28 protein-coding genes are annotated in these 26,246 nt (G+C 43.5%); 1 reads left to right on the top strand and 27 read right to left on the bottom strand.

Annotated features, from left to right (window positions below; translation table 11 throughout):
• The first annotated feature begins 21 nt into the window (after positions 1-21).
• Positions 22-321 (top strand): EscU/YscU/HrcU family type III secretion system export apparatus switch protein, encoded by a 300-nt coding sequence (locus Q4546_RS08290; RefSeq protein ID WP_102439506.1) that lies wholly within the window; start codon positions 22-24, stop codon positions 319-321.
• 20 nt (positions 322-341) lie between these two features.
• On the opposite strand, the gene Q4546_RS08285 is transcribed toward Q4546_RS08290, so the two are convergent.
• From Q4546_RS08285 to fliF, 27 genes are all read right to left on the bottom strand, one after another.
• On the bottom strand, positions 342-740 hold the full coding sequence (locus tag Q4546_RS08285; RefSeq protein ID WP_102439505.1) for a DUF2802 domain-containing protein: 399 nt from the start codon (positions 738-740) through the stop codon (positions 342-344).
• A gap of 89 nt (positions 741-829) precedes the next feature.
• Positions 830-1,324, bottom strand: a complete 495-nt coding sequence (locus Q4546_RS08280; protein WP_076540271.1) for a chemotaxis protein CheW — start codon at positions 1,322-1,324, stop codon at positions 830-832.
• A gap of 8 nt (positions 1,325-1,332) precedes the next feature.
• Entirely contained in the window at positions 1,333-2,415 is a 1,083-nt protein-coding gene (locus Q4546_RS08275; protein WP_303446081.1) for a chemotaxis protein CheW, read from the bottom strand.
• Complete coding sequence (locus Q4546_RS08270; RefSeq protein ID WP_102439503.1) at positions 2,399-3,190, bottom strand: ParA family protein; 792 nt, start codon at positions 3,188-3,190, stop codon at positions 2,399-2,401. Before Q4546_RS08270 ends, Q4546_RS08275 begins: the two co-directional genes overlap by 17 nt.
• A 73-nt stretch (positions 3,191-3,263) precedes the next feature.
• Entirely contained in the window at positions 3,264-3,689 is a 426-nt protein-coding gene (locus Q4546_RS08265; RefSeq protein WP_303446080.1) for a membrane anchored protein in chemotaxis locus, read from the bottom strand.
• Positions 3,682-4,839: a chemotaxis response regulator protein-glutamate methylesterase gene (locus Q4546_RS08260; RefSeq protein ID WP_102439502.1), complete on the bottom strand. Its 1,158-nt coding sequence runs from the start codon at positions 4,837-4,839 to the stop codon at positions 3,682-3,684. Before Q4546_RS08260 ends, Q4546_RS08265 begins: the two co-directional genes overlap by 8 nt.
• Before the next feature lie 23 nt (positions 4,840-4,862).
• Positions 4,863-7,142, bottom strand: coding sequence for a chemotaxis protein CheA (locus Q4546_RS08255; RefSeq protein ID WP_303446079.1), 2,280 nt, complete (start codon positions 7,140-7,142; stop codon positions 4,863-4,865).
• A gap of 16 nt (positions 7,143-7,158) precedes the next feature.
• Positions 7,159-7,896 carry a protein phosphatase CheZ gene (locus Q4546_RS08250; protein WP_303446078.1) on the bottom strand — a complete coding sequence of 246 codons (738 nt, stop codon included), beginning with the start codon at positions 7,894-7,896 and terminating at the stop codon, positions 7,159-7,161.
• Between the two features lie 14 nt (positions 7,897-7,910).
• Complete coding sequence (cheY, locus tag Q4546_RS08245) at positions 7,911-8,294, bottom strand: chemotaxis response regulator CheY (RefSeq protein ID WP_076540257.1); 384 nt, start codon at positions 8,292-8,294, stop codon at positions 7,911-7,913.
• A gap of 41 nt (positions 8,295-8,335) precedes the next feature.
• Positions 8,336-9,055 (bottom strand): RNA polymerase sigma factor FliA, encoded by a 720-nt coding sequence (locus Q4546_RS08240; RefSeq protein ID WP_102439500.1) that lies wholly within the window; start codon positions 9,053-9,055, stop codon positions 8,336-8,338.
• Positions 9,048-9,929, bottom strand: a complete 882-nt coding sequence (locus Q4546_RS08235) for a MinD/ParA family protein (protein WP_076540438.1) — start codon at positions 9,927-9,929, stop codon at positions 9,048-9,050. The genes Q4546_RS08240 and Q4546_RS08235 overlap by 8 nt, the downstream gene beginning before the upstream one ends.
• Before the next feature lie 4 nt (positions 9,930-9,933).
• Positions 9,934-11,319 (bottom strand): flagellar biosynthesis protein FlhF, encoded by a 1,386-nt coding sequence (flhF, locus tag Q4546_RS08230; protein WP_102439499.1) that lies wholly within the window; start codon positions 11,317-11,319, stop codon positions 9,934-9,936.
• 30 nt (positions 11,320-11,349) lie between these two features.
• On the bottom strand, positions 11,350-13,449 hold the full coding sequence (flhA, locus tag Q4546_RS08225) for a flagellar biosynthesis protein FlhA (RefSeq protein ID WP_102439498.1): 2,100 nt from the start codon (positions 13,447-13,449) through the stop codon (positions 11,350-11,352).
• Positions 13,450-13,564: 115 nt separating this feature from the next.
• The gene (flhB, locus tag Q4546_RS08220; RefSeq protein WP_303446077.1) at positions 13,565-14,695 is read right to left on the bottom strand and encodes a flagellar biosynthesis protein FlhB; all 1,131 of its coding nucleotides are present in this window, start codon (positions 14,693-14,695) and stop codon (positions 13,565-13,567) included.
• Between the two features lie 7 nt (positions 14,696-14,702).
• The gene (gene fliR, locus Q4546_RS08215) at positions 14,703-15,506 is read right to left on the bottom strand and encodes a flagellar biosynthetic protein FliR (protein ID WP_102439496.1); all 804 of its coding nucleotides are present in this window, start codon (positions 15,504-15,506) and stop codon (positions 14,703-14,705) included.
• Positions 15,507-15,510: 4 nt separating this feature from the next.
• Complete coding sequence (fliQ, locus tag Q4546_RS08210; RefSeq protein WP_076540242.1) at positions 15,511-15,780, bottom strand: flagellar biosynthesis protein FliQ; 270 nt, start codon at positions 15,778-15,780, stop codon at positions 15,511-15,513.
• Between the two features lie 18 nt (positions 15,781-15,798).
• The gene (gene fliP / locus Q4546_RS08205) at positions 15,799-16,506 is read right to left on the bottom strand and encodes a flagellar type III secretion system pore protein FliP (protein WP_241901019.1); all 708 of its coding nucleotides are present in this window, start codon (positions 16,504-16,506) and stop codon (positions 15,799-15,801) included.
• Positions 16,507-16,544: 38 nt separating this feature from the next.
• Positions 16,545-16,970 (bottom strand): flagellar biosynthetic protein FliO, encoded by a 426-nt coding sequence (gene fliO, locus Q4546_RS08200; RefSeq protein ID WP_241901020.1) that lies wholly within the window; start codon positions 16,968-16,970, stop codon positions 16,545-16,547.
• A gap of 30 nt (positions 16,971-17,000) precedes the next feature.
• Positions 17,001-17,384 carry a flagellar motor switch protein FliN gene (gene fliN / locus Q4546_RS08195; protein WP_076540237.1) on the bottom strand — a complete coding sequence of 128 codons (384 nt, stop codon included), beginning with the start codon at positions 17,382-17,384 and terminating at the stop codon, positions 17,001-17,003.
• 151 nt (positions 17,385-17,535) lie between these two features.
• Entirely contained in the window at positions 17,536-18,561 is a 1,026-nt protein-coding gene (gene fliM / locus Q4546_RS08190) for a flagellar motor switch protein FliM (RefSeq protein ID WP_102439494.1), read from the bottom strand.
• Between the two features lie 26 nt (positions 18,562-18,587).
• The gene (gene fliL / locus Q4546_RS08185; RefSeq protein ID WP_102439493.1) at positions 18,588-19,112 is read right to left on the bottom strand and encodes a flagellar basal body-associated protein FliL; all 525 of its coding nucleotides are present in this window, start codon (positions 19,110-19,112) and stop codon (positions 18,588-18,590) included.
• Between the two features lie 91 nt (positions 19,113-19,203).
• Positions 19,204-20,565 (bottom strand): flagellar hook-length control protein FliK, encoded by a 1,362-nt coding sequence (locus tag Q4546_RS08180; RefSeq protein ID WP_303446076.1) that lies wholly within the window; start codon positions 20,563-20,565, stop codon positions 19,204-19,206.
• A 147-nt stretch (positions 20,566-20,712) separates the two neighbouring features.
• Positions 20,713-21,159, bottom strand: coding sequence for a flagellar export protein FliJ (fliJ, locus tag Q4546_RS08175; protein WP_102439491.1), 447 nt, complete (start codon positions 21,157-21,159; stop codon positions 20,713-20,715).
• Complete coding sequence (gene fliI, locus Q4546_RS08170) at positions 21,159-22,496, bottom strand: flagellar protein export ATPase FliI (RefSeq protein WP_102439490.1); 1,338 nt, start codon at positions 22,494-22,496, stop codon at positions 21,159-21,161. Before fliI ends, fliJ begins: the two co-directional genes overlap by 1 nt.
• The gene (fliH, locus tag Q4546_RS08165) at positions 22,465-23,442 is read right to left on the bottom strand and encodes a flagellar assembly protein FliH (RefSeq protein ID WP_102475401.1); all 978 of its coding nucleotides are present in this window, start codon (positions 23,440-23,442) and stop codon (positions 22,465-22,467) included. Before fliH ends, fliI begins: the two co-directional genes overlap by 32 nt.
• 44 nt (positions 23,443-23,486) lie before the next feature.
• Positions 23,487-24,530, bottom strand: a complete 1,044-nt coding sequence (fliG, locus tag Q4546_RS08160; RefSeq protein WP_102519856.1) for a flagellar motor switch protein FliG — start codon at positions 24,528-24,530, stop codon at positions 23,487-23,489.
• On the bottom strand, positions 24,520-26,214 hold the full coding sequence (gene fliF, locus Q4546_RS08155) for a flagellar basal-body MS-ring/collar protein FliF (protein WP_303446075.1): 1,695 nt from the start codon (positions 26,212-26,214) through the stop codon (positions 24,520-24,522). The genes fliG and fliF overlap by 11 nt, the downstream gene beginning before the upstream one ends.
• Positions 26,215-26,246 lie beyond the last annotated feature (32 nt).

The following is a 26,246-nucleotide window of genomic DNA, read 5'->3' as shown; positions in this document are numbered from 1 at the left end:
ACGTGAAATTAGGAGCAAATAATGACTAAAATTAAGAAAGCGGTCGCGCTAAGCTTTGATGGCATTAGCGCGCCAACGGTCACCGCCACAGGCAAAGATTTAGTCGCTGAAGAGATAATAGCACTAGCAAAAGATGCTGGCGTCTATATCCATCAAGATGAGAATTTAAGTGAATTTTTACAGTTATTAGCACTCGGTGAACAAGTGCCCCAAGAGCTCTACACCTTAATCGCCGAGCTCATTGCATTTGTGTATATGTTAGATGGTAAATTTCCAGAGCAATGGGATAACTTACATCAAAAAATCATTGAACAAGCTTAGCGCTTTCGCAAAATGACGAGCTACTTTTTATGTAAACGGATAATTAATTCCGCTTCTGCTTTAGGTAGTTCACACTCATTAATCAGCTCTTCCACTCCAGCACCTAACCCCACCATTTTTAATGCTCTAGAGTATAATTTAGATTGTGGGTCTTGCTGACTTGCCTCTTCTAGGCGCTGTGATTGTTTAGTTAATTTTTGCTCTAACTCTAAAACACGCTTACCAACACCGATAGTGCCACTGCGTAATTCCTGCAGCTCTCGTTTAACGGTTTCTCGCTGGCGATCATTTTCTTTTACCAACACAGTTAATGCATCTACTTTGCTTTGCAGCTTGCTGGCTCTTTTTGAAAAAAACATCGCTATTGCGGCACAAGTGACAACATAAATAACAATAGTGATAAGCAATTCTTGCGACATTCATACTTCCTGATAAGACTGATTTTTGTCATTAAAACACAAAAGCCAGCAAATAATAATGCTGGCTTTAGTTGAAACGCAAAAAACGCTTATAACTGAGTTATTTCTGCCCACTCATCGTCAGATAGTAACTTATCAAGGTCGACTAAAATCAATAACTCATTATCTCGGTTACTGACTCCCTGAATGAATTTAGCACTTTCTTCAGTGCCGACATTCGGGGCATTATCTATTTCAGAGCGGCGTAGGTAAACCACTTCGGCAACGCTATCAACTAAAATACCAATCACTTGCTTTTCTGCTTCAATGATGACTATTCGCGATGAGTCATCAACTTCTGCAGCATCAAGGCCAAAGCGTGAACGAGTATCTATCACAGTGACGACATTGCCACGTAAATTAATGATACCAAGCACATACATAGGCGCACCGGGAACGGGGGCAATTTCGGTATAACGTAATACTTCTTGAACTTGCATGACGTTGATACCATAAGTTTCGTTATCTAACTTAAAAGTAACCCACTGTAAAACTACATCTTCTTTACCTGCAGCAACCGCTGCTACATTTCTTGAATCTGTCATAAATAACCTCAGACAATCGAATCTTGACAACCTAATCCTGCATCTAGCATTTCAATGAGCGCTTGCACATTTAAAATGCCACACATTTGTTCTTTTACTACGCCGGCAAGCCATGGACGCTTACCCGCTTTTTCACGCCAATTGACATGAGATTTATTAATTTTTACCGCGTTAACTAAGGATTCACATGCCAGTCCCCAGTCACTGTTTTCAAGCATGACGATATACTGATAATCAATAGATTGCGCCATTTCGGTGGTGTACTTTTCTGGCATCACCCAGCGGCAACTATCTACAACATTCACCTTTTGATCTCGACGAGTTTGTACCCCTAAAAACCATTTGGGGCGCCCTATCAGGTGATTAATATGTTCAATTTTTACGATACCGCCCAAACTCACCAATGGCACCGCAAGCGTCAAGCCTGCCACATTGAAAAATAACACCTGAAATTCATCATCTAAAACATCTTGTAAATCTGTGGTGATACTTGGCGGAATCGATGCTAATTCAGCTTTAGCGGGCGACTGACTGACGTCGATAACCGCGGTTTCAACATAAGCTCGCTTATGATTATCTATATCGGCTGAGATTTGAGAATCTTTATTATCCACTACGGATAATTTCGCGGCCTGTGCTGCAGGTTGAGCTATTGGCAGCTTTGCCTGTTGCACCGTACCTTTAAGTACTTGCTTTACCTCAAGTGGAGATTCAACACATTGTTCTGAAGTTGTTGATACTGGTGCTGAGACTACCGCCAATAATTTAGATAAGGCATTTTTATCCACTTGCGGCTCAGCAAATGACGAACTTAAAGATTCACCCAGCGTCGCGACCGTTTGCAAGCGAAGACTTGGAGCCGCCAACTTAGTTGTGGCATGTAAATATTTATCTTCACTATTGTGCAGGGAGCCTTCATAAATTTCTGCAACCTCTGTACTGCTAGTAGAGTCTGTGTGTTGAGCGACTTGTAGTCTGCTGATTGAAGTCTGATTATTGCAGCTTGTAGCAGCATCTAAAGCCTTATCAGAAGGCTCTTGTAATAATACTGAGAAGAAATCAAAAACAGTTTCATCAACCGATTTTGACATGAGTTAACTCCCTAGACATTAAAAAATCCAGTAAGCGATTATAGGCTTTCATCCCACGGCTGCTGGGCATATGATGGGATAGTGGCACATGGGCTAAACTGGCATCTCTAAATTTAGTATCCACAGGAATAACATCAGGCCATAAAGTTTCTGGATAGCTTAGCTGCAAGGATTGTAACGCTACAGGTGACGCTTTAGTGCGCCGATCATACATGGTTGCTAAAATGGTAAAGCTGTAATCTGTTTTCTTTGAACGCCCCATTAGCGCCATGGTTTTCACCATTCGCTCTAAGCCTTTTATGGCCAAAAACTCAGTTTGAACTGGAATGATTATATGTTCACTTGCCGCCAGAGCATTAACCATTAACACCCCTAAAATAGGCGGGCAATCAATGATAGCAATATCATATTTGTCATCTAGCAAGGCTAATAGGTTACGTAAAACCAGTCCCATCCCCTCTTGATGTCCCAAAGCTCTATCTAATGTGGCTAGCGCCATTGAGGCAGGAATAAGATCTAAACCATCAATTGAGGTCGGCACAATATGCTTTTCAACATCCGCTAAAGATAACGGCTTATGCGCCAAAAAAATATCGTAAAGTGAACTGGGGATTTGCTCAGAATCAATCCCTAAATAATAACCTAGCGATGCATGAGGGTCTGTATCAATCATCAATACCCTTTGACCACGCTTAATTAACGCGCCAGCAAGGCTGGCAACCGTAGTTGTTTTACCTACGCCGCCTTTTTGATTTGCGATTGTCCAAACTTTCAAATGACGCCTCATAGCTTTATTATTGTTATTATTCAATTGATTATTAACTGACTACACTAGATTACAATCTGCTCTAAAGTGAGTCTGATTCACGGGTGGTTATCCTGATCCCACCATGGGGTAAGGGGATTACTTTTACCCCTTGAGCGTTTTCAAGCGTTTGTATATTCTGCTGTTCCTTTGGCTGAAAGTGCTGGTTATTTTCAGCTGTCGTTCCAGGCCCTAGGCTTAATGTCACCGCTTCACCATTCGCCGCCTTTTGCACTAATGCTTTGGTGGGTTCTGGATGTTTTCCAAGCCAAGCAGCAATGTCCGCTGCCTGCTCATCAGGCACCATTAACAACACTTGCGATGCTTTTAGTTGCGCAACTTGTTGAGACAATTCGCGGTTAGTTTTTGCCGCCTCAAAATATAATCCTGCCAGCGTAATAACCGCGATAATCAATAAAAACACCACTGACATTTGTTGGGTGTTCATTGCCTTGTTGACCTTAGCCACGGGCCGTCTCTTTGATAATGGACTCCGCCATACTGTCGATAGCAATGGAATGAGTTGATAAACCTGCTACGGTAACCGCTTGCGGCATACCATACACCACACAACTAGCTTCATCTTGTGCCCAAATCGTTGCTCCAGCGGCTTTCAGCATTCTGGCGCCTTCTCTGCCATCTGCGCCCATACCGGTAAGTACAACCGCTAATACATCACCGCCAAACACTTTTGAGGCTGATGCAAAGGTAATATCCACACTGGGTTTGTAGTTCATCTCGGCATTACCGGCGATAACTTTTAAACGTCCAAATGAACCACTTCGCTCCACCATCAATTGCATGCCACCTGGGGCTAAATAAGCACAACCGGGTTGCAGTACATCCCCATTTTGCGCTTCTTTTACCGTAATCTGACATAAGCTATTTAAGCGACTGGCAAAAGCAGGCGTAAACGCAGCCGGCATGTGCTGAATAAGTAATATTGGGTGTGGGTAATTTGCAGGAAATGCCGTTAAGACTTTTTGCAGTGCAACAGGCCCACCCGTTGAAGTGCCTATCAGCAAGGCTTTATATTTTTTACCGCTCGCTCTAATGGCGCTGGCAGAACACACGTTTTGGGCGCTACTGGCCTGTGAATTATTCGCTTGCGAGCGATTATTTAAGGCCGGTTTCGATGCTAATGTGGTTCTCAAGCTTGCAGGGTTAGCTGCATCTGCTGCATTTCGAGCTGTAACCGTTCTTGGTAATGGCTTATATAATCGTCTTCTGCCTAAGGTTTTAACCCTTAGTTGCAGTAGCTTAATGGCCTCTTCTTTTTTAGAGGCTATATCTTCAAAGCGTTTCGGTAAAAAATCCAATGCGCCGGCATCAAGCGCATCAAGCGTCGCTTTAGCGCCATCATGGGTTAAAGACGAAAACATCAGTATCGGTGTTGGGTTAGTTGCCATTATTTTACGCACAGCAGTAATGCCGTCCATCACTGGCATCTCGATATCCATGGTGATGACTTGTGGCTTTAATTTCTCAGCCATGTCGATGGCTTCTTGGCCATTGACTGCAACACCCACCACTTCGAGGTCGTCATCTTGATTCACTATTTCGCTGACTCGACGTCTAAAGAAACTTGAATCATCCACAACTAAAACTTTGGTAGCCATTTCATTCCTTATCAATTGGAATTTTATCTTTTACTTTTGGCGTAATATTTTAATAAACCCGGTACATCAAGGATCAATGCAATACCTCCATCGGAGGTAATTGTTGCCCCTGCCATACCCGGCGTACCTTGCAGCATACTGCCTAAAGGCTTAATCACAACTTCTTCTTGACCGATTAATGCATCAACCACAAAACCAATTTGCATGGTTCCAAGTTGCACAATCACTACATGGCCTTGCTTTTTATCGCCATGAGTAAGCGTGGTCTTGTTGCGATGTAACCATTGCTCTAAATAAAACAGTGGCACGGCTTTATCGCGCACTATGACGGTGAGCTGACCATCGACAACATTAGTTTTAGTTAAATCGAGGTGGAAAATTTCATTAACGCTTGAAAGCGGTAAGGCAAACACCTGCTTAGCAACATCCACCATTAATGTGGGCATAATCGCTAATGTCAGTGGCACTTTAATTTCTAAAATGGTGCCTTGGCCTTTTACCGAATCAATATGCACTGTGCCGTTTAATTGGCTGATGCGGGTTTTCACCACGTCCATTCCAACGCCGCGGCCTGAAATATCTGAAATTTCAACTTTGGTTGAAAAACCTGGGGCAAAAATTAAGTTATAAGCTTCATTATCAGTCATTCTTGCGGCTGATTCTTCGTCTAGAACCCCGCGGCTAATGGCGATTTCTTTTAGCTTATCGGCATCCATCCCTGCGCCATCATCTTCAATTTTAAGAAGAATATGGTCGCCTTCTTGGCTTGCAGAAAGAGTTATCGTACCGGTTCTTGGTTTGCCATTCCCTTCGCGAGTAATAGGCATTTCAATGCCATGATCAACCGAGTTACGTACTAAATGGACTAATGGATCTGCCAGTGCTTCAACTAGATTTTTATCAAGATCGGTATCTTCACCTACCATGATTAAATCAATTTCTTTATTCAGTGTTCTGGCTAAATCGCGAACCACTCTTGGGAAGCGGCCAAATACTTTCTTAATTGGCTGCATGCGGGTCTTCATTACCGCGCCTTGTAGGTCGGCAGTAACCAGATCTAAATTGGCAAGTGCTTTCGACATTTCTTCATCATCGCGAGAAATACCTAAACTCACTAAGCGGTTTCGTACCAGCACCAGCTCACCAACCATATTCATAATTTGGTCAAGGCGTGAAGTATCAACCCTTACGGTGGTTTCACCCTGTGGCATGGCACCTTGGGTTTTAGCAGGTTCTGCTTTTTTTACTGGCGCGGCAGCTTTAGCGGCTGGCACTGGTTTTGTGTCTGTCGCACTTGGCTGTGCTGGCGCAGCTGTGTTTGAGACGGCTTTTGATGGCGCAATATCTGCGGGCATTGAAACGGGAGTTGCTGGAGTTGCGGGAGTAACTGCTGAAGGCGCTAGGCTAACAGCCTGAGGAGCGGCACCTTTACCATGTAATTCGTCTAATAACTTTTCGAACTCATCGTCGGTAATATCATCGCCATCAACAATTGGATCTTGTTCTATTACCGCAGGTTTTACTTCTGCAATTGGGGTACTCGCGGCTTTAAAACTACCAGCGCCGTGCAATTCATCCAGTAAGGCTTCAAACTCATCATCACTGATTTCATCACTGGCAACAGCAGTGTCACCATTAGCGACTGAAGCACTCGAGGTATCATCAATAAGGTCTTTTGTTGAATTAGAGGTAGGACTGTTTCCTGCGCCATGAAGTGCATCGAGTAAGGCTTCAAATTCACTCTCGTCGATATCATCAATAGAGCCCACTGATGCTTCAGAGTCTTCAGCAATCGGCTCAACTTCAGCTAAAGTCTCTTCAATTAAAGTCTCTTCAATTAAAGCCTCTTCAATTAAAGCCTCTTCAGCAATTAACGCGTCTTCGGGCGTGCTGGCAAGCTCTGAGGCTAATGGCGCTCCAGAACTTAACAGCTTTAAACGAGCTAATAAGTCGGCGTCGGCATCATCTTGTGGCTGACCTTGCTGGGTCTGTGCAAACATCGAATTAATCGCATCAACAGCTTGCAAAATGATGTCCATCAATTCGGCATTTACTTGACGCTTACCCGTTCGCAGTAAGTCAAAGGTATTTTCAGCTTCGTGGCACACATCGACCATAGGGCCTAAGCTCAAAAAGCCTGCGCCACCTTTTACAGTATGAAAACCTCTAAAAATCGCATTCAGTAAATCAGCATCATCAGGATTATTTTCAAGAGCGACGAGTTGCTCTTGTAGAAGCTCTAAAATTTCACCAGCTTCAATCAAAAAGTCCTGGAGTATCTCTTCATCAACATCAAAAGACATTAAATTTGACTCCTAATTAGAAACCCAGACTTGATAGCAGATCATCCACTTCATCTTGGCCAGTCACCACGTCTTCGCGGGTGTCAGCATTTAAGATAGGGCCTTCTGCTTCAATTTTATTATCATCAATGACTCGATCCGAGTCGGCTGCATTTTCGCCAAAGATTGTCAGCATAGACACTAAACTGCTTTCAACTTCGATGACTAAGTCAATAACTCGGCGGATCATTTGGCCTGTCAAATCTTGGAAGTCTTGCGCCATCATTATTTGATTGAGCAGTTCTCTTAGTCGATTTGAATCATGTTCGCTATGGGACATGATATGTTGAACGTCATGACACAAGGACTTAAATTCCACTAAGGAAATGTCCCTACGCATCAATTTGTCCCACATTGGCGTGACCGATTGAATGTTATTTATTATTGTATCGGCCAAAGGTAAACATTCTTCAACTGCATCCATGGTTTTATTTGCAGCTTGCTCTGTCATATCAATGACAAAGTTGAGTCTTTCTTTTGCATCGGGTATTTCATGGTTAGCAAGTTCAACCAGACGGGTATCCAATTGAAAGTCATTTAGTGAACTGTGTAACTGACGGGTCAGCTTGCCAACTTCATCAAACAGTTCACGTTGTATTGGCACTGACAGGTCACGAATGACCGCATCAGCTTGCTCTTGTTGTCCATCTTCAAGCAATTTAACAAGTTGCTGGGCTTGCTCAAGATCTATGAGCCCTGATATTGCTGCCTGCATAACTTATCCTTTGCTTAGGCTAAACGTTCAAAGATTTTATCGAGTTTTTCTTTTAACGTTGCTGCGGTAAAAGGTTTAACCACATAGCCATTAACGCCAGCTTGCGCTGCGGCAATAATTTGTTCACGTTTTGCTTCTGCTGTTACCATTAATACTGGCAAGTGTTTTAATGAATCGTCAGCTCTAATGGCTTTTAACAAATCAATCCCTTGCATACCCGGCATATTCCAATCGGTTACGACAAAGTCAAAATCGCTTTTTTGTAACATCGGTAGTGCGGTATTGCCATCATCTGCTTCTTGAGTATTATTAAATCCCAAGTCTCGCAACAAGTTCTTTATGATACGTCTCATTGTTGAAAAATCATCAACAATCAGTATCTTCATATTCTTGTCCAAGGTTTCCTCCGGTGAGCTTAATTCGTTGCTCTTATTAGTAATTATACCTGTGTCCAATGCTTGAGTTTGCCTTTGAGACGCAGCATTGCCTGACTTAAGATCTGGCTAACACGCGACTCGCTGACCTCAAGAACGGCACCGATTTCTTTTAAATTTAACGCTTCGTCATAATATAGCGACAAAACTAGCGCATCTCTTTCGGGTAATGTGGTAATTGCTTGTGCTAATGCCGATTTAAACTGCACTTCGGCTAAAGAATCAAAACTTTCATCCTCAGTTAATTCATCAGACACAATCACATCTTCTGAAACACCTAAGTCTTCAATCCCAATAACTTTTCCTACTGAAACATCGTTTAAAATATGGTGATACTCTTCAAGAGATATTTCCAATTTTTCTGCGATTTCAGTATCTCTGGCATCACGACCTAATTCTTGACCCAGTTCATCGATAACTTGTGCAACACGGCGTTGGTTACGATGTACCGAGCGCGGCACCCAATCACCACGGCGAATTTCGTCGATCATCGAACCACGAATTCGGATCCCAGCAAAGGTTTCAAATTTGGCGCCTTTAGAGCCATCAAACTTTGATGATGCTTCCAGCAGCCCCATCATCCCAGCTTGCAATAAGTCATCAAGTTGTACCGATGCTGGCAGCCTTGCCAACATATGATGTGCAATTCTTTTTACCAGCGGTGCATACTGTTCAACAATTGAGGTTTTATTATCAAACTGAGTATACGCGGCGGCTTTATTCACTCGGTGTATCCTCTTTTACTTCTTTGCGCTGAACAAGACGTTCAACAAAGAACTCTAGATGACCACCAGGCTGCTGTGGCACAGGCCAGCTCATGATTTTATTGGCTAAACCGTGGTAAGCAATGGCTGCTGGTGATTTTGGAAATGCTTCCACAACCAACTTCTGCTTACGTACTGATTTACGTAAATTTTCATCAAATGGCACTGTCGCAACAAGCTCTAAAGCCACATCTAAAAATCTATCGGTTACTTTACTTAACTTGGCGAATAACTCCATGCCTTCTCGCAAACTGCGCACCATATTTGCCACAATTTTGAAGCGGAACACACCGTGCTCACGACTTAATATTTTGATCAGGGCATAGGCATCGGTTATTGATGTCGGTTCATCACAAACTACAATCAATACATCTTGTGAGGCACGGGAAAAACTCAGCACCATATCAGAGATACCCGCTGCGGTATCAACGATTAAAATATCAAACTGGGTTTTCATATCGCTAAAGGCACGAATTAATCCAACATGTTGCGCTTGGGTCAATTCCACCATCGCTTGAGTGCCTGATGTGGCAGGTACAATACCAATGCCTTTCGGGCCTCGAACAATAATGTCGTCTAATTCTGCTTCGCCAGATAATACGTGAGATAAGTTTTTCTCAGCTCGAATACCTAACATCACATCAACGTTGGCGAGTCCTAAATCGGCATCGAGTACTAAAACCCGTTTGCCTTTCTCAGCAAGTGCTACCGCGGTATTAATCGACACACTGGTTTTACCCACGCCGCCTTTACCACCGCTGACTGCAATTACTTTTACTTTATCGTTATTTGGTTGATTCATCATACGTAAACCACTTGCTTGATCTCGGGTCATATCTTTACTCGAATGCATAGGCCATGTCATTTGACCACGCAGTGTCAGGTGACGTTTGAGGTTTTGTTTCGTTAAGTGCTGCTAACGCTTGTCTTGCTAATGAAAGCGTATCGGCAACCTGCATATCTTCTGGAACACGTTGCCCATCAGTAACATAACTTAGTGGCAACCCATTTTGGATTAATACACTTAATGCGCCAGCAATAGATACTGACTCATCTAATTTTGTCAGTATACACCCAGATAACGGGATTCTTTTAAAATGTTCTACGGCATCGAGTAACACTCTTCGTTGAGAGGTTGCCGACATCACCAAATAACTACGAATGGGTATTCTGGTGTTTGCCATCAAATCATCTAACTGCTGATAAAGGCGTAAATCTCGTTGCCCCATACCCGCAGTGTCAATCAATACTAACTTACGATTCTTAAACTGATAAAGAATTTGTTCTAATTCAGTTAAATCATGTGCTTGTTTAACTGGACAGCCCATTATTTTGCCATAAGTTGCCAATTGCTCAAAGGCTCCAATACGATAATGATCTGTGGTAATTAACGCAACTTGTTCTGGGCCATGATGAGCGGCAAATCTGGCAGCAATTTTAGCCAATGAAGTGGTTTTGCCGACACCAGTTGGACCGACAAATGCGACTACGCCACCAGTGCGCACAATATCGTCACCTTGGTTATCGAGCAGGTTGGCCAAACTTTGGGGTAAGGCTCTGACTAAATCGGCGGGAGAAAACTGCTGACTTAGGCTGGATAACTTGGCAGCGACAGCAGGCGAGAACTCTGCGGCAATTAATTTACTTTCAAGCATCGCGCCCACAGGATCGGTGCGTTTTTTCTGTTCTTTCATTAATGAAGAAACTTGATGAGTTAGCAAACCACGCAGTGACGCCATCTCTTCGCGCATTGCTTCCATTTCAGCTGAATGACCTTTATTTGGAGATCTAGACGGCTCAATGTGTTGCTGATGCTGTCTTGGTTCTTTAGCTGCAGGTTTGCTTGCTTCTAACTGTTTAGCCCAATCTGGTAATTCCGGCTCTTCATGTTGCTGGGAAATTTGTTGCTGCAGGCGGCTATGCTGCTTTTCTAATAACGCCTGTAATGAATCAGCTACTGGCGGTGGGCTGACTTTAGTGTGTGCTTTAATAGCAGGTTTATTAGCACCAATTGACACACGGTCTTCAGTCACATTCATAAAGGCTGCAACGGGCGATTTTACTGCAACATCAACTTTAGGCTCATCGTAGTCAACTGCTGCAACAATTTCGATGCCACCAGTTACTTTCTTATTCGACATGATCACCGCGTCAGAGCCCAAAGTCTCTTTGACTTGAGCTAATGCTGAGCGCATATCCTTGGCAAAAAATCGTTTAATTTTCACTACGTACCTCTTTCAAACTGAAAGTCATTGCTATTGCCCAACTGCAGATACTATGCGTATTTGCTTTTCATCGGGTATTTCTTGGTAAGAAATAACCCGTAAATTAGGAATGGTGTATTTCACAAACCGCGACAAAGTTGACCTAAGCATGCCTGATGTCAATAAAATGGCTGGTTGACCGACCATTTCTTGCTTCTGAGAAGCATCTAATAATGACTTCTGCATACGTTCTGCAAGGCCTGGCTCAATATTGGGCCCTTCACCGCCGGTTGCCTGCATAGACTTGTGCAACATCTGTTCCAACTCTGGCGCCAATGTTATGACAGGGATTTCCAATTCGGGCCCAGAGATCTCTTGCACTATCATTCGTTTCAAGGCAATACGTACTGCAGCGGTTAACACTTCAGTATCATTACTTTTGCTGCCGTATTCTAACAGTGTTTGCACGATTGTGCGCAAGTCTCGGATAGAAACTCCTTCATTAAGAAGGTTTTGCATCACTTTTACCACTGAACCTAGCGGCATAACGTCTGGTATAAAGCCATCCACTAACTTCGGCGAGTTTTTCGATAGCATATCCATTAACTGCTGCACTTCTTCATAGCCCAATAATTTAGCCGCATTATTGGTCAGTAACTGGCTTATATGAGTAGCAACAACAGTCGCGGTATCAACCACGGTATAACCTAATGTTTGCGCATGTTCACGTTGCGCTGGAGCTATCCAAACGGCTTCTAAACCAAAAGCTGGATCTTTGGTCTCTATGCCATCAAGCTTGCCGTAAACCTGACCTGGATTAATCGCTAACTCGCAATCATGTCTTACTTCTGCTTCGCCAACTACCACGCCCATTAAGGATATTTGATAGCAGTTGGGGGATAAATCTAAGTTGTCACGAATATGCACTGCCGGTACCAAAAAGCCCAATTCCTGCGATAATTTTTTACGTACCCCTTTAATTCGACTGAGTAACTCGCCGCCTTGACCTTTATCTACCAGCGGAATAAGTCGATAGCCCACTTCAAGGCCAATGGTGTCTACATGATGTACATCTTCCCAGCTTAGCTCTTTGGGCTCAGCCTCTTTGACATCGCTTGGGCCTTTAACTGCTTTTTCTAGCGCAAGGGTTTTATTGTCGTTATTGCGTTTATAAATAAAGTAAGCTGCGCCTGCGGTAATAAATGCAAACGTTAAAAACGCGAAATGTGGCATACCAGGTACAACACCCATAACAAAAAGCACGGCTGATGCAATGGCCATAGACTTAGGACTATGGAACATTTGGCTGATCATCATCCCGCCCATATCGCCAGACTCATTTTGGCGCGTCACCATCAAGGCGGCGGCGATAGATAAAAGCAATCCGGGTATTTGCGCCACCAAACCATCACCAATGGTCAGTAAGGTATAAATCTCCACCGCGCTTGAAAAATCCAAGCCGTGCTGCACCATGCCGATGACAAAACCGCCAAGGATATTAATCACCAGAATCATAATCCCAGCAATAGCATCCCCTTTCACAAATTTTGACGCACCGTCCATCGCGCCATAAAAGTCAGCTTCTTTCGTCACTTCAGCACGGCGAATACGTGCCTGATCTTGAGTTAATGTACCGGCATTTAAATCGGCATCAATGGCCATCTGTTTACCCGGCATGGCGTCCAAGGTAAAACGTGCGCTCACTTCTGAAATACGCCCCGCACCTTTGGTTACTACGGCAAAGTTGATGATGATCAGGATTAAAAACACCACTAAACCCACAGCATAGTTACCGCCAATCACCACCGAACCAAAGGCTTCAATCACTTTACCCGCGGAGTCACCACCGTTATGCCCCTCAAGTAACACTATTCGTGTTGAGGCCACATTCAATGCTAAGCGTAATAAGGTGGCCACCAGTAAAACAGTCGGAAATGCGGCAAAATCTAGTGGGCGATCACTATAAATAGCGACAAGTAACACGATTAAAGCGAGGGAAATGTTAAAGGAGAATAGAATATCAAGCAGAAATGGCGGCATCGGCAATACCACCATACCTAATGCAGCCAGCACCAATAAAGGGGTACCAATACCTTTGAATGTGCTAAATCGTATTTGCTTTGCTTGACCTAGCGCTGTCTTTACATCCATTAACCGTAAACCCTTTCGTAATATTTTTGACGCTGACATCAGCGAAATGCAATTACTAAGCCAAGCTATTAGTTAATAGCAGCTGTTGCGGTTTGAATGCCTAAAAACACCGCAGCTAATGTTTTAAATCATCCGGAATAGGTTGATTGAGCGGAATAGGTTTTGGACGTTTACCGCGACCCTTTTGGTATTGTTTTAACTGAAATACGTAAGCTAAGATTTGTGCAATGGCGGTAAATAGTCCTTCCGGTACCTGTTGGTCAATTTTAGTTGTATGATATATGGCTCTGGCTAGCGGCGGCGCTGATACAATTGGCACTTCGTGCTCTCGGGCTATTTCGCGAATTTTAAAGGCCACATCATCAACCCCTTTTGCCACTAAAAATGGCGCAGATGAACGACTGGCATCATATTTTACTGCCACAGCGTAATGCTCTGGGTTAACCACAATCACATCGGCATTGGGCACTTCAGACATCATGCGTTTATTGGCCATCTCATGCTGCAATTGCCTAATACGGCCTTTTACTTCAGGCTTACCTTCAGAGTCTTTATACTCGTCTTTAACTTCTTGTTTGGTCATTTTAAGCTGTTTATTGTGGTTCCATATTTGAAATGGCACATCGATCGCCACAATCAATAGCATTGATGAACACAATAAAATAAACATCCATACCAATAAATCCAGCGCGTGGTAAATATTTCCCGGTAAATGACCCATAGATAAGGTCAAAATATCGTAAAAATAAAACGACAATAAAAAATACGCCGATATTGCCACCACCAAAAATTTAGCAATACCTTTAGTTAGTTCAACTAAGGCCTGGGTGCCAAACATTCTTTTAAAGCCTTTAGCAGGGTTCATTTTACTGCCCTTAGGCATAAAAGCTTTAACCGAAAAAGTAATACCGCCTAAGACAATATTGCCAAGAAAGGCAATAAAGGCGAGAAAAGCAATGAAACTGAATAATGGCCAAGCAAGCTCAGCGCCAATAACCCCCCAAACTAGGAACATAGAGTTGGTGTCATAGATCTGATCCCGCTCCATGGTGAGCATTTGCGTCATCACGCTGTGTAAGCTGCGCGCCAGATCTTGGCCAACAAACGCAAACCCCACAGCAGATGCTAATAATACTGCTGCGGTTCCTAACTCTTTAGAGCGGGCGACCTGACCTTTTTCACGGGACTGTTCCAGTCGCTTGGCGGTGGGGTCCTCGGTGCGTTCTTGACCGGTATCTTCTGCCATCTTGTCCCTACTGGCTTATGGAACCGTCAATGTGACAGGTCAGTTGTAAAATATCACACATCAGCAGCTGGGCTTGCAGCCACACCTGATCAAAATGAGACATGATAGGGCCTAGGGTCAGCCAGAGAATAAATAAGCCACTGACCATAGTCACTGGAAAACCGATGGCAAAAATATTCAACTGCGGTGAAGCCCGGGTCATTACTCCAAACGAGAGGTTAATAAGCAATAATGCCACAATCGCTGATATTGACATGGTTAACGCCGCGCCAAACATATAACTGCCAAACTCGGTAAGTTTTTTATAATTGGCAATGCTAAAGCCTTCGGTTGAAACCGGAATGGTTTCAAAGCTGGCCACCAGCATTTTAAACATCAATAAATGACCATCTACACTTAAAAAAATCAAGGTCGCCAGCAATAAAAAGAAGTTACCCACTACCGGGGTTTGCTCACCGGAGCCTGGGTCCACCATGGAAGCGAAGCCTAAACTGGTTTGCATACCAATAATTTGCCCTGTTAATACAAAAGTTTGCATCACTAAAATGGTCACAAAACCAATAGCTGTGCCCACTAAAATCTGCTGAGCTGAAACAAATACTGCAGTTAATGAAAATAGCTCCACATATGCTGTTTTTGGCAGTACCGGCGCAACGGCAATGGTGATGGCCATCGCCAATAATAAGCGGATCCGCGACGGAGTCGTATTGGCGCCAAAGACCGTCATTACCATTAGCATTGAAGAAATACGAAACAGCGGCCAAATATAGGCGGCAATGGTTTGGCTAATTTCCTCGAACAGAATATCCAATGACCTAACCTATAACCTGCGGGATCATATCCACCATATTATAGAAAAAATCCATCATGGTTTGCACCAGCCAATGGCCTAAAAACATCAGTGAAAACAGGGTCATTAATAGACGCGGTAAGAAACTTAAGGTTTGTTCATTAATGGAGGTGGCAGCCTGAAACACCGCCACAATCAAACCGACAAATAAACCCGGTAAGATAATAGCCGAGACAATGAGCACGATAACGGACAGCGCCTCACGAAAAATATCAATCAATGACTCTGGTGACATTAGCCCTGCTCCCTAAACCTAAGTGCCGAAACTACTGGCCAAGGTGCCCAGTACTAAGCCCCAACCATCAACCAACACAAACAGCATGATTTTAAAGGGCAAGGACACAATCATCGGCGATAACATCATCATACCCATTGCCATCAAAATACTGGCGACCACCAAATCCAATACCAAAAATGGCACAAATAACATAAAGCCAATTTGAAACGCGGTTTTAAGCTCACTGGTGATAAACGCTGGTATCAAAACGCTCATCGGAGCCAGCTCAGGGGAAGTGATATCGGTATAACCTGAAATTTCGACAAAGGTTTCTAAATCTGTGGTTCTGACTTGCGCCAACATAAACTGCCTTAAGGGCTCTTTACCCACTTCAAAGGCTTGCTGCATTGTCAGAGTTTCATTCATGTAAGGTTTTACCGCTTCAGCATGAATTTTATCAAATACTGGCGCCATGATAAAAAAGGTCATGAACATGGTAATGCCAATGAGCACCTGATTTGATGGGGTTTGCTGCAAACCTAATGCTTGGCGCAAAATTGATAGCACCACGATGATGCGGGTAAATGAGGTCAGCATTATTACCATTGCTGGAATAAAGCTCATGGCCGTCATTAGCAGTAATATCTGCATAGTGACTGAATATTCGGTACTGCCGTCAGCCCCTGCAGTCACTGTCACTGCTTTTAGTAAGCCATCTTCTGCAAAACTAACTGGCGTGAACATTAATCCAGCCAACAAAGCCAGCACTATCCATCTTTTCATTATTGCAGATCCTTGGCCTTGACTGTTGCTTGCGCTTTGGCTTGCTTGAGACGAGTGGCAAAACTAGTGCTTTCTATTTCAACGTTTGTGTCTAGCTTATCAATAAGGTTAACTTGCTGTGAGGTCACCCCTAACAGATATTGCTGACCTTCAAGCTCAACCAGAACCAGCTTTTCTTTTTGACCAAGTGGCGTCATGGCAATGGTTTTTATCACCCCTTGATTTGACTGCACTAAGTTTAATTTTTTGACAATAAATGCCAGTAAAAAGATGATGGCGATAACGAGAATAAGCCCGCCCACCATGCTTGAAAGCGCAGCCACATTTGATGTTTCTGGGGCTTTAGACACGGTTGTGGCAACTGCGGTTGTTGCCGTGTCAGTAAGCGCAGAGCTAGCTAACGCTAGCGAGGAGAATACATTCAACACAGGGTTAAATCCTTAATGCTTGTTCGATTACTTTAACTTCTTAATGCGTTCTGTTTGGCTAATCACATCTGTCAGACGAATACCAAACTTGTCATTCACCACAACCACTTCGCCATGAGCGATAAGCGTGCCATTTACCATCACATCAAGGGGCTCACCCGCCACCCGATCTAGCTCGACCACCGAACCTTGGTTCAGTTGCAGCAAGTTACGAATACTAATAAAACTGCGACCGACTTCCATCGAAATCGTTACCGGTATATCCATAATGGCATCGAGCTTTTCAGCTTGATCATGCGAGATTGGCGCGGCTTCATCTACCAGTTCATCAAGGGCGACTTGTTCAGCTTCTTTTGCTTCTTCAAGTGCCTGCTCTGCCATTGCTGCAGCCCAATCATCGGTATCACTCATTTATTTCACCTTAAAATTCTGACATGTTATCCGTTAAACATTCACGGACAATAATTATTAAATCTATAAATTATTATTAATTTCAGCATCTTGTTTAAAAAACTTTTTAAAAAAGATTGTTAAAATAAAACTTTTTTTGAAATAAGCCTGTCTATAGCACAGTAAGATCGCGGGCTTTGCCTTTACGAGTAATTAGCTGTAATTCTGATTTCGCCGTTTCAGGCCTTGGAATAACTTCGCTAATTTTTAATGCCAGATTTTCGCGGGATTGACCTAGCTTACAGCGGTAAGTCGGTAAGTCCTCAACTCGCATCATCACATGCTCAGGCAGCTCAATAGGAATAATATCCCCAGCTTTAAAGCCCATCACATCTCTTAATGTCACTTCATGCTCAATGATGTTGGCATCAATCCCTACTTGCACATCCATGATCTCATCACGCAATGCTTGTCCCCAACGCATATCAGTATCTTGTTTATCACTTTGAACACCGGCATCAAGCAGCTCACGAATAGGCTCGATCATCGAATATGGCATGGTGATATGAAAATCACCGCCGCCGCCATCCACTTCAATATGAAAAGAGTTAATGACCACCACTTCTGTTGGGCTAACAATATTGGCCATGGCAGGGTTGACCTCTGAGTCTAAATACTCAAACTCAACATCCATTACTGGTGCCCAGGCATCTTTATAATCTTCAAAAATGATTTTCAATAGCAGCTGGACGATACGACGCTCTGTGGGAGTAAACTCACGCCCTTCAATTTTTGCATGAAAGCGGCCATCACCACCAAAAAAGTTATCCACCAAAATGAAGACTAACCTTGCTTCCATGGTGATAAGCGCCGTGCCTTTTAACGGACTAAAGCGCACCATATTCAGGCTGGTTGGTACGAATAGGGTATGAACGTACTCACCAAACTTAAGCATTTGCACGCCGTTAATAGACACTTCAGCAGCACGGCGCATCATGTTAAACATGCTGATGCGTAAGTGACGAGCAAAACGTTCATTTACAATTTCAAGGGTTGGCATTCGCCCACGAACAATGCGATCTTGAGAGGAGAAATCATATGCTCTGGTTTCATCAGTATCATAAATATCATCTTCATCAACATCGTCGACGCCATGGAGTAGCGCATCAATTTCGTCTTGGCTTAATAAATCACTCACATCATCACCTTGGATTTTTCATGGCGTTATTGCATTACAAAACCAGTAAAAAGTACTCTTTCAACGACTTTTTGGCCGGTTATGGGTTGCAATGTATTTTGAACATTTAATAGGGCTAATTGGCGTAATTCATCTTTACCCGCTTGGGTACTTAGCTTTTGTACATCTGCTGCGCTAAATGTGTTTAAAAGCGCATGTTCAATTAAAGGAATGTGCATTTTTGCAGTAACGCCGTCATCGCCTCGCACCATTAACTGCACTTTTATTTCAACTAAACGTGAACGATTAGCACCCGCTAGATTGAATAAAAATGGTCTTGGCATACCCACATAATTTGCCTTACCAGTAGCAGCATCAGTTACTACAGTTGCAGTACTTATGTCAGTTGCAGGTGAGTTTGCAGTCGCTTTCGCATTGTCGCCAATAAAAAACAGCACTGTCACAGCAATGCCTGCCAGCAGCAACATGCCAACCACCAAAAAAATAATCATTTTATTGATACTTTTTGGTGGGTTCTGGGTAGTTAATTCTAAAGAAGCTTCTTCTGGCATAAATGATTCCATCACGCTGTTGTTATTATTGTGTTAACTAAGTTTCAGCTTAGTTTTTGATTTTGCGATCATTAACCCATAGGTTACCGACTTAAGCGTAATAATCTATAGCTGAACTGCCACTCATGGCATGTTTTGTGACTATCTCAAGTTCTTGTGCTGAAATTTCATCCAAAAGCCTGTCATTACTAGCACTCGACTCATCATAATCAGCGTTTTTCTGCTGTTCGCCGTCTTGAGAAACATGACTGTCAGCCAATTGCAGCCCTTCTTCTGCTAGCATTTCCCGTAGCCGCGGAATAGCTTGCTCCAATAGGTCTCGGGTTTGTGTCTGCGCCACTTGAAATTGCACTTGGGTTTGATCGCCATTAACTTGAACTCTGACCACCATATGGCCAAGCTCTGCCGGATCTAATCGAATTTCCGCATGTTGAATGCCCTGTCCTACCATCGTCATGAGTTGTTGCTTCATCACAGGGGCGAACTTTTGGATCATCTCCTGCATTTGCCCTACCGACTCAGATCCTTGGCGTAACGATAATTGAAATTGCGGCACGTCACTTTTATGCACTGACGTTAAGCTACTTTGATTTTGTATCGCCTTGAGATCCACAGATTCTGCATCAAGAGTAAACTCACCAGCGCTAAGGGCAATGGCATTATTTGCTAGGGCATTACTACTAGGACTATTGGCAGAGGAAGGAATAGCAGACTTATCCATGGATACCGAGAACTCAGCTTTACTCAGGTTAACCCCAGATTCCTTTGAGGTTATTTTGCCTTCAATACTGTCAGGATCGCCTAAAGTTTTGTTTGCATCAACTAAGTTTTTGTTTACATCAACAGCAGCGCTATTGTTATCCATTATGTTTTTATGAATTGAACTAAAGCCACTGCTAAGTGCAAGGGCTGGTTTTTCAGCATTATCTATGGCGCTGGTTGTTGCTAACTCAATCAAAGGGAGTAAGGCTCCACCTTGGATGGGAGTTTGCTGGTTAAAGTCAGTGATCAGCTGATTTAACTCCTTGACTGATAATGCTGACAACTCAGCTGCAGACATTGCACTAAATTCAGATAAATTTTGTAGTTGCTCAGCTGAATAGTCACTTAAAAATTCTGTAGTTGAATCGGCCTCAATAGCCAGCGGCAATATGTTGCCACCTGTTGGTTGGCTATTGGTTTCAAAATTTTCTGCTAAGTCAATTTGAGCAAAGATTAAAGCAATATCGGTTTCTGCAGCAATATGCTCTTGTGAGGCATTGTCATCCACCAGATTGATATCTGTGTTATTTTCAGAAGCTTGCTCAGTGTTACCCTGCATCTCATCAGTTTGAGAAACTTGATTAAGCGCCGACAAAAAAGATGAGCTATCAGTACCTTGCGGCGTCTCTCCCGTTGGGGAATTCGCCATTTTATTGCTATTTCCAAGTAAAATATTACTCACTTGCTGCATAACAAACTCCGAGTTAATAACACCGAAAACCTATTGGTGCTATAAAATTATGAAAGTCACATTGCTGACGCTTTTATTATTAATAACGAACCAAGCAATAAGAGTGCCAGAATAAAAATTAATTAGGCTAAAAACGGATAAGGGAATTTAACGCGGGGTTTTACGAATAAACTGCTGCATCGCAAATTCATCTGAGGCTTTTTGCTCTTGTTTATTGGCTATTTGCTGAGCTTTTTGATCATTTTTAGCTAACAACAATTCAACCGCTTTACGCTTTTGTTGCTTTTGCTGCCAATTAACTTGTCGATGTTGGGTCTGATTTTGTGCTTCTTTAACGGTATTAACTTGCTGCACTAGTGCTTGGTCAATTTGCTTAATAAATTCATGAAAAGAATGATATTCACTGGCACTTAGCGTTTTGCCTTGATTTTCATTCATTTGCTTCATGTACTCGAGACGATAATTATTTAACGCCTCTAATTGCCCCTCACATTTTTGTAGTTCTAATTGTGCAGATTTAAGCTGTAAAGCCGCCTGTTCTTCTGCTTCTTTATTGAGTTTAAGCACTGTAATTAATGGATCAGCCCGGCGCATTATTTACACTGAGCAGCAATCTGCCCAACCATGGTTTGACTGTTATCAAAGGAAATAACATCTTTAAATCCTTGGCGTAAAAATGCATTCATCGCTGGTTGTAACCGAATAGCGTTATCAATGCGTGGATCGCTGCCTTGGGAATAAGCCCCAATTGAAATTAAGTCTCTGTTTTGCTGATAAAGTGAATACATCTGTTTAACCAGACGCATGGACTCTAAATGCTCAGTGCTAATCACCATAGGTGCGACGCGGCTAATGGACTGCTCAATATCAATCGCGGGGTAATGGCCAGAATCTGCCAGCGTTCTTGATAACACAATATGACCATCTAAAATCGCCCGTGACGCATCGGCAATGGGATCTTGTTGATCATCACCTTCGGTAAGCACGGTATAAAATGCGGTAATCGAACCTTGACCTGGGCCGCCGTTACCTGCCCGTTCGACCAAGCGGGGTAATTTAGCAAACACCGATGGCGGATAACCTTTGGTCGCCGGAGGCTCACCCACTGCCAAGGCTACTTCACGCTGGGCTTGGGCGTAACGGGTTAAACTGTCCATCAATAACAATACGTTATAGCCAAGGTCTCTAAAATACTCCGCAATACGTGTTGAGGTTTCACAGGCGCGTAATCGCATCAATGGTGAAGTATCAGCAGGTGCTGCGACCACCACAGATCTGGCTCGGCCTTCTGGGCCTAAAATCTCTTCAATAAACTCTTTTACTTCACGGCCACGTTCACCCACCAGCCCCACCACAATAATGTCAGCAGTGGTGCCGCGAGTCATCATGCCTAACAGCACACTTTTACCCACACCAGAGCCGGCAAACAGGCCCATCCGCTGGCCTTTACCTACGGTCAACATGGCATTAATGGCTCTAACCCCCACATCTAATGGTTCGGTAATCGCGCGGCGCGATAAAGGGTTAATGGGCGGCGCATGACGCGAGGCATGTTGCTCAGTATTTAATGGTCCAAGGCCATCAAGGGGTAAACCACTACCGTCTAAAACTCTACCAAGTAAACTTAAGCCGACATTTAACCCTGACTGCTCACCTAAAGGCTGCACTCTTGCTCCCGGTAACACCCCTCTTAATTCATCAACGGGCATGAGATAAAGTAATTCATCATCAAATCCAACGACTTCAGCCACTAGCTCACCGGCCATGGTTTCGATAGAGCATAAACTGCCAACAGGGGCTCTACAGCCGGTAGCTTCGAGGGTTAAGCCAACAACCCTAACCAGCTGACCACTGGCCACAGGCCGAATGGGGGTGACTTTATTACTATGGAGTTTAAATTTATTTAGTAACTGATGTTGGCGATTTAGCATCATCTACCTCATCAACAAGGTGTAAACCCTCTTCATGTACGACAGAAGAAACATTGTCATCAGTGAGTTGATCCCGCTTTGCTCCCACCACCTTAAGGCTACATTCGCTAGCATCCTCGGCAATGCTAGTGGTGTAGTGACTTGAATCTGACTTAATCGTTTGCACATTGGCCTGAATCGCTGCGACCTGTTGCTGCAAGCCACTAAGAGCTTGACTCATACGCGCTTCAACTCGTAAGTCGACACTGGAGCGCTCGCTGTGAATGATGCAGTCACCGTTTTTAAGAGATGGATCAGCTTCAATTTCCCAACGATTCTTAGCTAATTGCGCTTCACTGTATAATTGATTAACAAGTGCAGCATCATCTGGGCTAAACCTCAGAGTGACTTGTTGTTTTTTAATCGGTAACGAATCTACCCCTTGACGCAGTACAGATAAAATATGTTCAGGATGAGTTTGTAATTCATTACCGACGATGGATTTGGTCAGATTAATGGATAGCTGTAATAGCTCAGCTTCAATTTCAGCATCAAGCACTAATAAGGGTTGCTCAAATTGCTCAACTAAGCCAGATAAACGCTCAAGCATCTCATTAGCTTTGGCTAAACCCACTTCATAACCTTGTTGTTCTCCTTGGCTAAAGCCTTCAGCGTGACCTTGCTCTAAACCTTCAAGCCGACCTTGCTCCGTGCCTTTCGCTAGCCCATCAAGCTGGCCTTGCTCAAAACCTTCTTGTTCAGCTTCAACTCGAATTTGCTCTATTTCAGCCATGGTAGGCGGTAAAAGGGGCTTGTCTTCAGCAACAGGCTGGGAATTTTGACGTCCTAGTTGGCCAAATAAATTTGAGCCAGTGTCAGTTTTTTGTTGGGAAACATCCGGTAATTGCCAATGGCTAAAATCTTCATCAACTTCTGTTAGGTTATTATTGTTATTAGCTTTAGTCATGATTGCTCTGGTTGTACCTCGTTATAAAATCGGCTTAAATCGGACTATAGGAACTCATCACCACCGCCGCCACCGAGTATAATTTCGCCGCTGTCACTTAATCGACGCGCAATCGCAAGGATCTCTTTTTGAGCCATTTCCACTTCACTGATCCTTATCGGCCCCATGGCTTCAAGATCATCACGTAATAGCTCACCTGCTCGCTTAGACATATTACCAATAATTTTGTCAGATAACTGATCATCAGCACCTTTTAATGCTTTCATTAGCACATCTTGTTGAACTTCACGCAGCAAAGCTTGAATACCGCGATCATCTACATCAATTAAGTTTTCAAACACAAACATCAGATCTTGAATTTGCTGCGCCATTTCTTCATCAGATTCACGCATGGTTTCCATGATCTGGCCTTCAACACCCGTATCAAGGAAGTTCATGATATTGGCCGCCGCTTTCAAGCCGCCCATTTTCGCAGCTTGTGCGCCGCCTTGTCCGGCAAATTGTTTTTCCATGATGTCGTTTAATTCTTGCAAAGCTGCTGGTTGAACTTCTTCTAAGTTAGCAATGCGCATCATTAAATCTAAACGGGTATTTTCAGGGAACTGACTGAAGATTTCAGCCGCTTGATCAGGCTCTAAATAAGATAAAACAATAGTTTGGATTTGTGGATGCTCGTTTTGAATAATGGTCGCCACTTGGCGTGCATCCATCCACTTAAGCGAATCTAAGCCTTTAGCGCCACTGCCCATAATAATTTGTTCAATCAAATTACCGGCTTTGTCTTCACCTAGGGCCGCAGTTAATGCTTTGCGGACAAACTCTTCACTGTTAAAACCAATGGAAGAAAACTTCTGAATCTCTTCCAAAAACAGCTTATGCACCCCAATGACTTTCTCTTGACCAAAGTCTTGCATGGCGGCCATGGCCATACCGACTTTTTGCACTTGTTTTGGCTCTAAGTGCTTTAAGATTGAGGCGGCATCTGCTTCACTTAAGCTCAGTAACAAAATAGCAGTTTTATCAATGCCACTCAGCTCTTCAAGAGTAGCCTGTTCGCCTACGGGTGCTACCAGGGTATTATTTGCCATCTTCTTGTAACCAACTCTTAATTACTTGGGTAGAAAGTTCAGGTTCATTAGCCACTAATGCCCTTATCGACTTAATCATATCATCATCTTTATGCAGGTTTGGTATTTGAATCGAGCCATCATCGGCATAGCTATAATCTGCTTGTTGGCTATTGAGCATACCCAAGGTATCGGCGGCATACTGATCTTCAATCTCAGCCAATTCATGACCTAAGCGCGGCTCTTCGGGCATCTCGACTTCGTCGTTATTAAACAAACGATTTAACATAGGGCGAATCACAAACAAAATCAGCACTAAGACTAAAAACGCCCCTAACACCAATCTCACCGCGCGCCAAAACCAAGGCTGCTCCCACATTTCAGCGGCGGGCAGCTCTTCAATAAGCTGGTTCATAAACGGTACTGTGACCACTTCTAAGCTATCACCACGTTGACTGGTAAAGCCCATCGCCCCTTCAAGTAAGCGACGAATATTGGTTAGCTCTTGTTCGGTGCGCGGAATGCGGGTCACTATGCCACTTTCATCAGCTGGTCCCGGTTTATAATCAATGGCCACCGACACACTGACTCTGCGCACCACACCCACTTGCTGGCGGGTATGGCTGATGGTGGTATCAAGTTCAAAATTACGGGTTGCTTCTCGATGGCTATTGCCATTAACGGCTGTAGTTTGCTCTGCGCCTGCTTCTTGTGGAATATCTGAATCCATAGGAGGCTGATTGGTTAATGCCCCTGGAATGCCACCCATTGATTGACCGCTTGAATTACGCTCTATGGTCATTTCACTGCGTACAGCGGGTAAATCAGGCGAAAAGCGTTTCGCGGTTTGCTCAATCGCGGTGAAGTCCATGTTGACATCCACTTGAGAAGTGAAGTTTTCAGGGCCTAGAATAGGCATTAATATCGAATCGATTTTGTTACGATATTCTGCTTCTTGATGCTGCACTAATTCAAGCTCGCGGCGGGCTCTTGAGGAGGCGCCATCTTGGCTACCTGAATTTAGCAGGCGGCCATTTGAATCGGTCACTGTCACCCGGCTTGGCTCTAAGCCTTGTACTGCTGAGGCGACAATATCAACGATAGAGTCAATTTCTTCTTGGCCAAGGCTACCACGACGAACGCTCACAACTACGGTAGCGCTAGGTTTAGATTTATTACGGGCAAACACATTTTCTTTGGGAATAGCTAATATCACTTTGGCGCGGCTAATACTTTTTAGCTCTTCTATCACTCTGGCTAAATTAACTTCTTGGCTTTGTTTTAGGCGGGCTTGCTCCATGCGCTGACTAACACCAAAACCGCTGTCTTGGCTTAAATAATCGGTTGGTTGACTACTGGCTTCAACGCCTGCACGGCCCAGCAGCAGTTTGACATTTTGATATTTGTTTTCAGGAATACTGACTACATCGCCGGAGATTTTATAGACAATTTTATTCTTATCTAAAACGTCCAATACTTGGATCATTTCAGCAGTTTCCATTTGCCCTAACGGCCTATATTCAGGCTCTTGCGCCCAAATAATCATAAATACTGCCAGCACAAGACATACAGCTAAAGCCAATATCATAGTGATTTGACGCATAAAGTCAGCACTACCAAACGAGCTTTTCAAGCCAGGTTTATTTTCCTGCTGAATCCCTGTGCTATCGACTTTATCTGAATCTAATACTAGATCTGTGCTCACAATATTTACCTACTTCAATACCAGAATATCAA

The sequence above is a fragment of the Shewanella sp. 4_MG-2023 genome, assembly GCF_030548015.1.
In the GTDB taxonomy this organism is placed as follows: domain Bacteria; phylum Pseudomonadota; class Gammaproteobacteria; order Enterobacterales; family Shewanellaceae; genus Shewanella.
This window is presented reverse-complemented; position numbering and strand designations above follow the sequence as displayed.

Excerpts from the sequence above, each read along its gene's own strand:
- Q4546_RS08285 (WP_102439505.1), bottom strand. The coding sequence starts at position 740 with ATGTCGCAAGAATTGCTTATCACTATTGTTATTTATGTTGTCACTTGT.
- Q4546_RS08260 (WP_102439502.1), bottom strand. The coding sequence starts at position 4,839 with ATGGCTACCAAAGTTTTAGTTGTGGATGATTCAAGTTTCTTTAGACGT.
- Q4546_RS08255 (WP_303446079.1), bottom strand. The coding sequence starts at position 7,142 with ATGTCTTTTGATGTTGATGAAGAGATACTCCAGGACTTTTTGATTGAA.
- fliG (WP_102519856.1), bottom strand. The coding sequence starts at position 24,530 with ATGGCAAATAATACCCTGGTAGCACCCGTAGGCGAACAGGCTACTCTT.
- fliQ (WP_076540242.1), bottom strand. The coding sequence starts at position 15,780 with ATGTCACCAGAGTCATTGATTGATATTTTTCGTGAGGCGCTGTCCGTT.
- Q4546_RS08235 (WP_076540438.1), bottom strand. The coding sequence starts at position 9,929 with ATGACCCGAGATCAAGCAAGTGGTTTACGTATGATGAATCAACCAAAT.
- fliN (WP_076540237.1), bottom strand. The coding sequence starts at position 17,384 with ATGAGTGATACCGATGATTGGGCTGCAGCAATGGCAGAGCAGGCACTT.
- Q4546_RS08290 (WP_102439506.1), top strand. The coding sequence starts at position 22 with ATGACTAAAATTAAGAAAGCGGTCGCGCTAAGCTTTGATGGCATTAGC.
- Q4546_RS08275 (WP_303446081.1), bottom strand. The coding sequence starts at position 2,415 with ATGTCAAAATCGGTTGATGAAACTGTTTTTGATTTCTTCTCAGTATTA.
- flhA (WP_102439498.1), bottom strand. The coding sequence starts at position 13,449 with ATGGATGTAAAGACAGCGCTAGGTCAAGCAAAGCAAATACGATTTAGC.
- fliL (WP_102439493.1), bottom strand. The coding sequence starts at position 19,112 with ATGCCAGAAGAAGCTTCTTTAGAATTAACTACCCAGAACCCACCAAAA.
- fliJ (WP_102439491.1), bottom strand. The coding sequence starts at position 21,159 with ATGCGCCGGGCTGATCCATTAATTACAGTGCTTAAACTCAATAAAGAA.
- fliH (WP_102475401.1), bottom strand. The coding sequence starts at position 23,442 with ATGACTAAAGCTAATAACAATAATAACCTAACAGAAGTTGATGAAGAT.
- fliP (WP_241901019.1), bottom strand. The coding sequence starts at position 16,506 with ATGTTCACGCCAGTTAGTTTTGCAGAAGATGGCTTACTAAAAGCAGTG.
- Q4546_RS08180 (WP_303446076.1), bottom strand. The coding sequence starts at position 20,565 with ATGCAGCAAGTGAGTAATATTTTACTTGGAAATAGCAATAAAATGGCG.
- flhB (WP_303446077.1), bottom strand. The coding sequence starts at position 14,695 with ATGGCAGAAGATACCGGTCAAGAACGCACCGAGGACCCCACCGCCAAG.
- Q4546_RS08250 (WP_303446078.1), bottom strand. The coding sequence starts at position 7,896 with ATGCAGGCAGCAATATCAGGGCTCATAGATCTTGAGCAAGCCCAGCAA.
- Q4546_RS08280 (WP_076540271.1), bottom strand. The coding sequence starts at position 1,324 with ATGACAGATTCAAGAAATGTAGCAGCGGTTGCTGCAGGTAAAGAAGAT.
- fliI (WP_102439490.1), bottom strand. The coding sequence starts at position 22,496 with ATGCTAAATCGCCAACATCAGTTACTAAATAAATTTAAACTCCATAGT.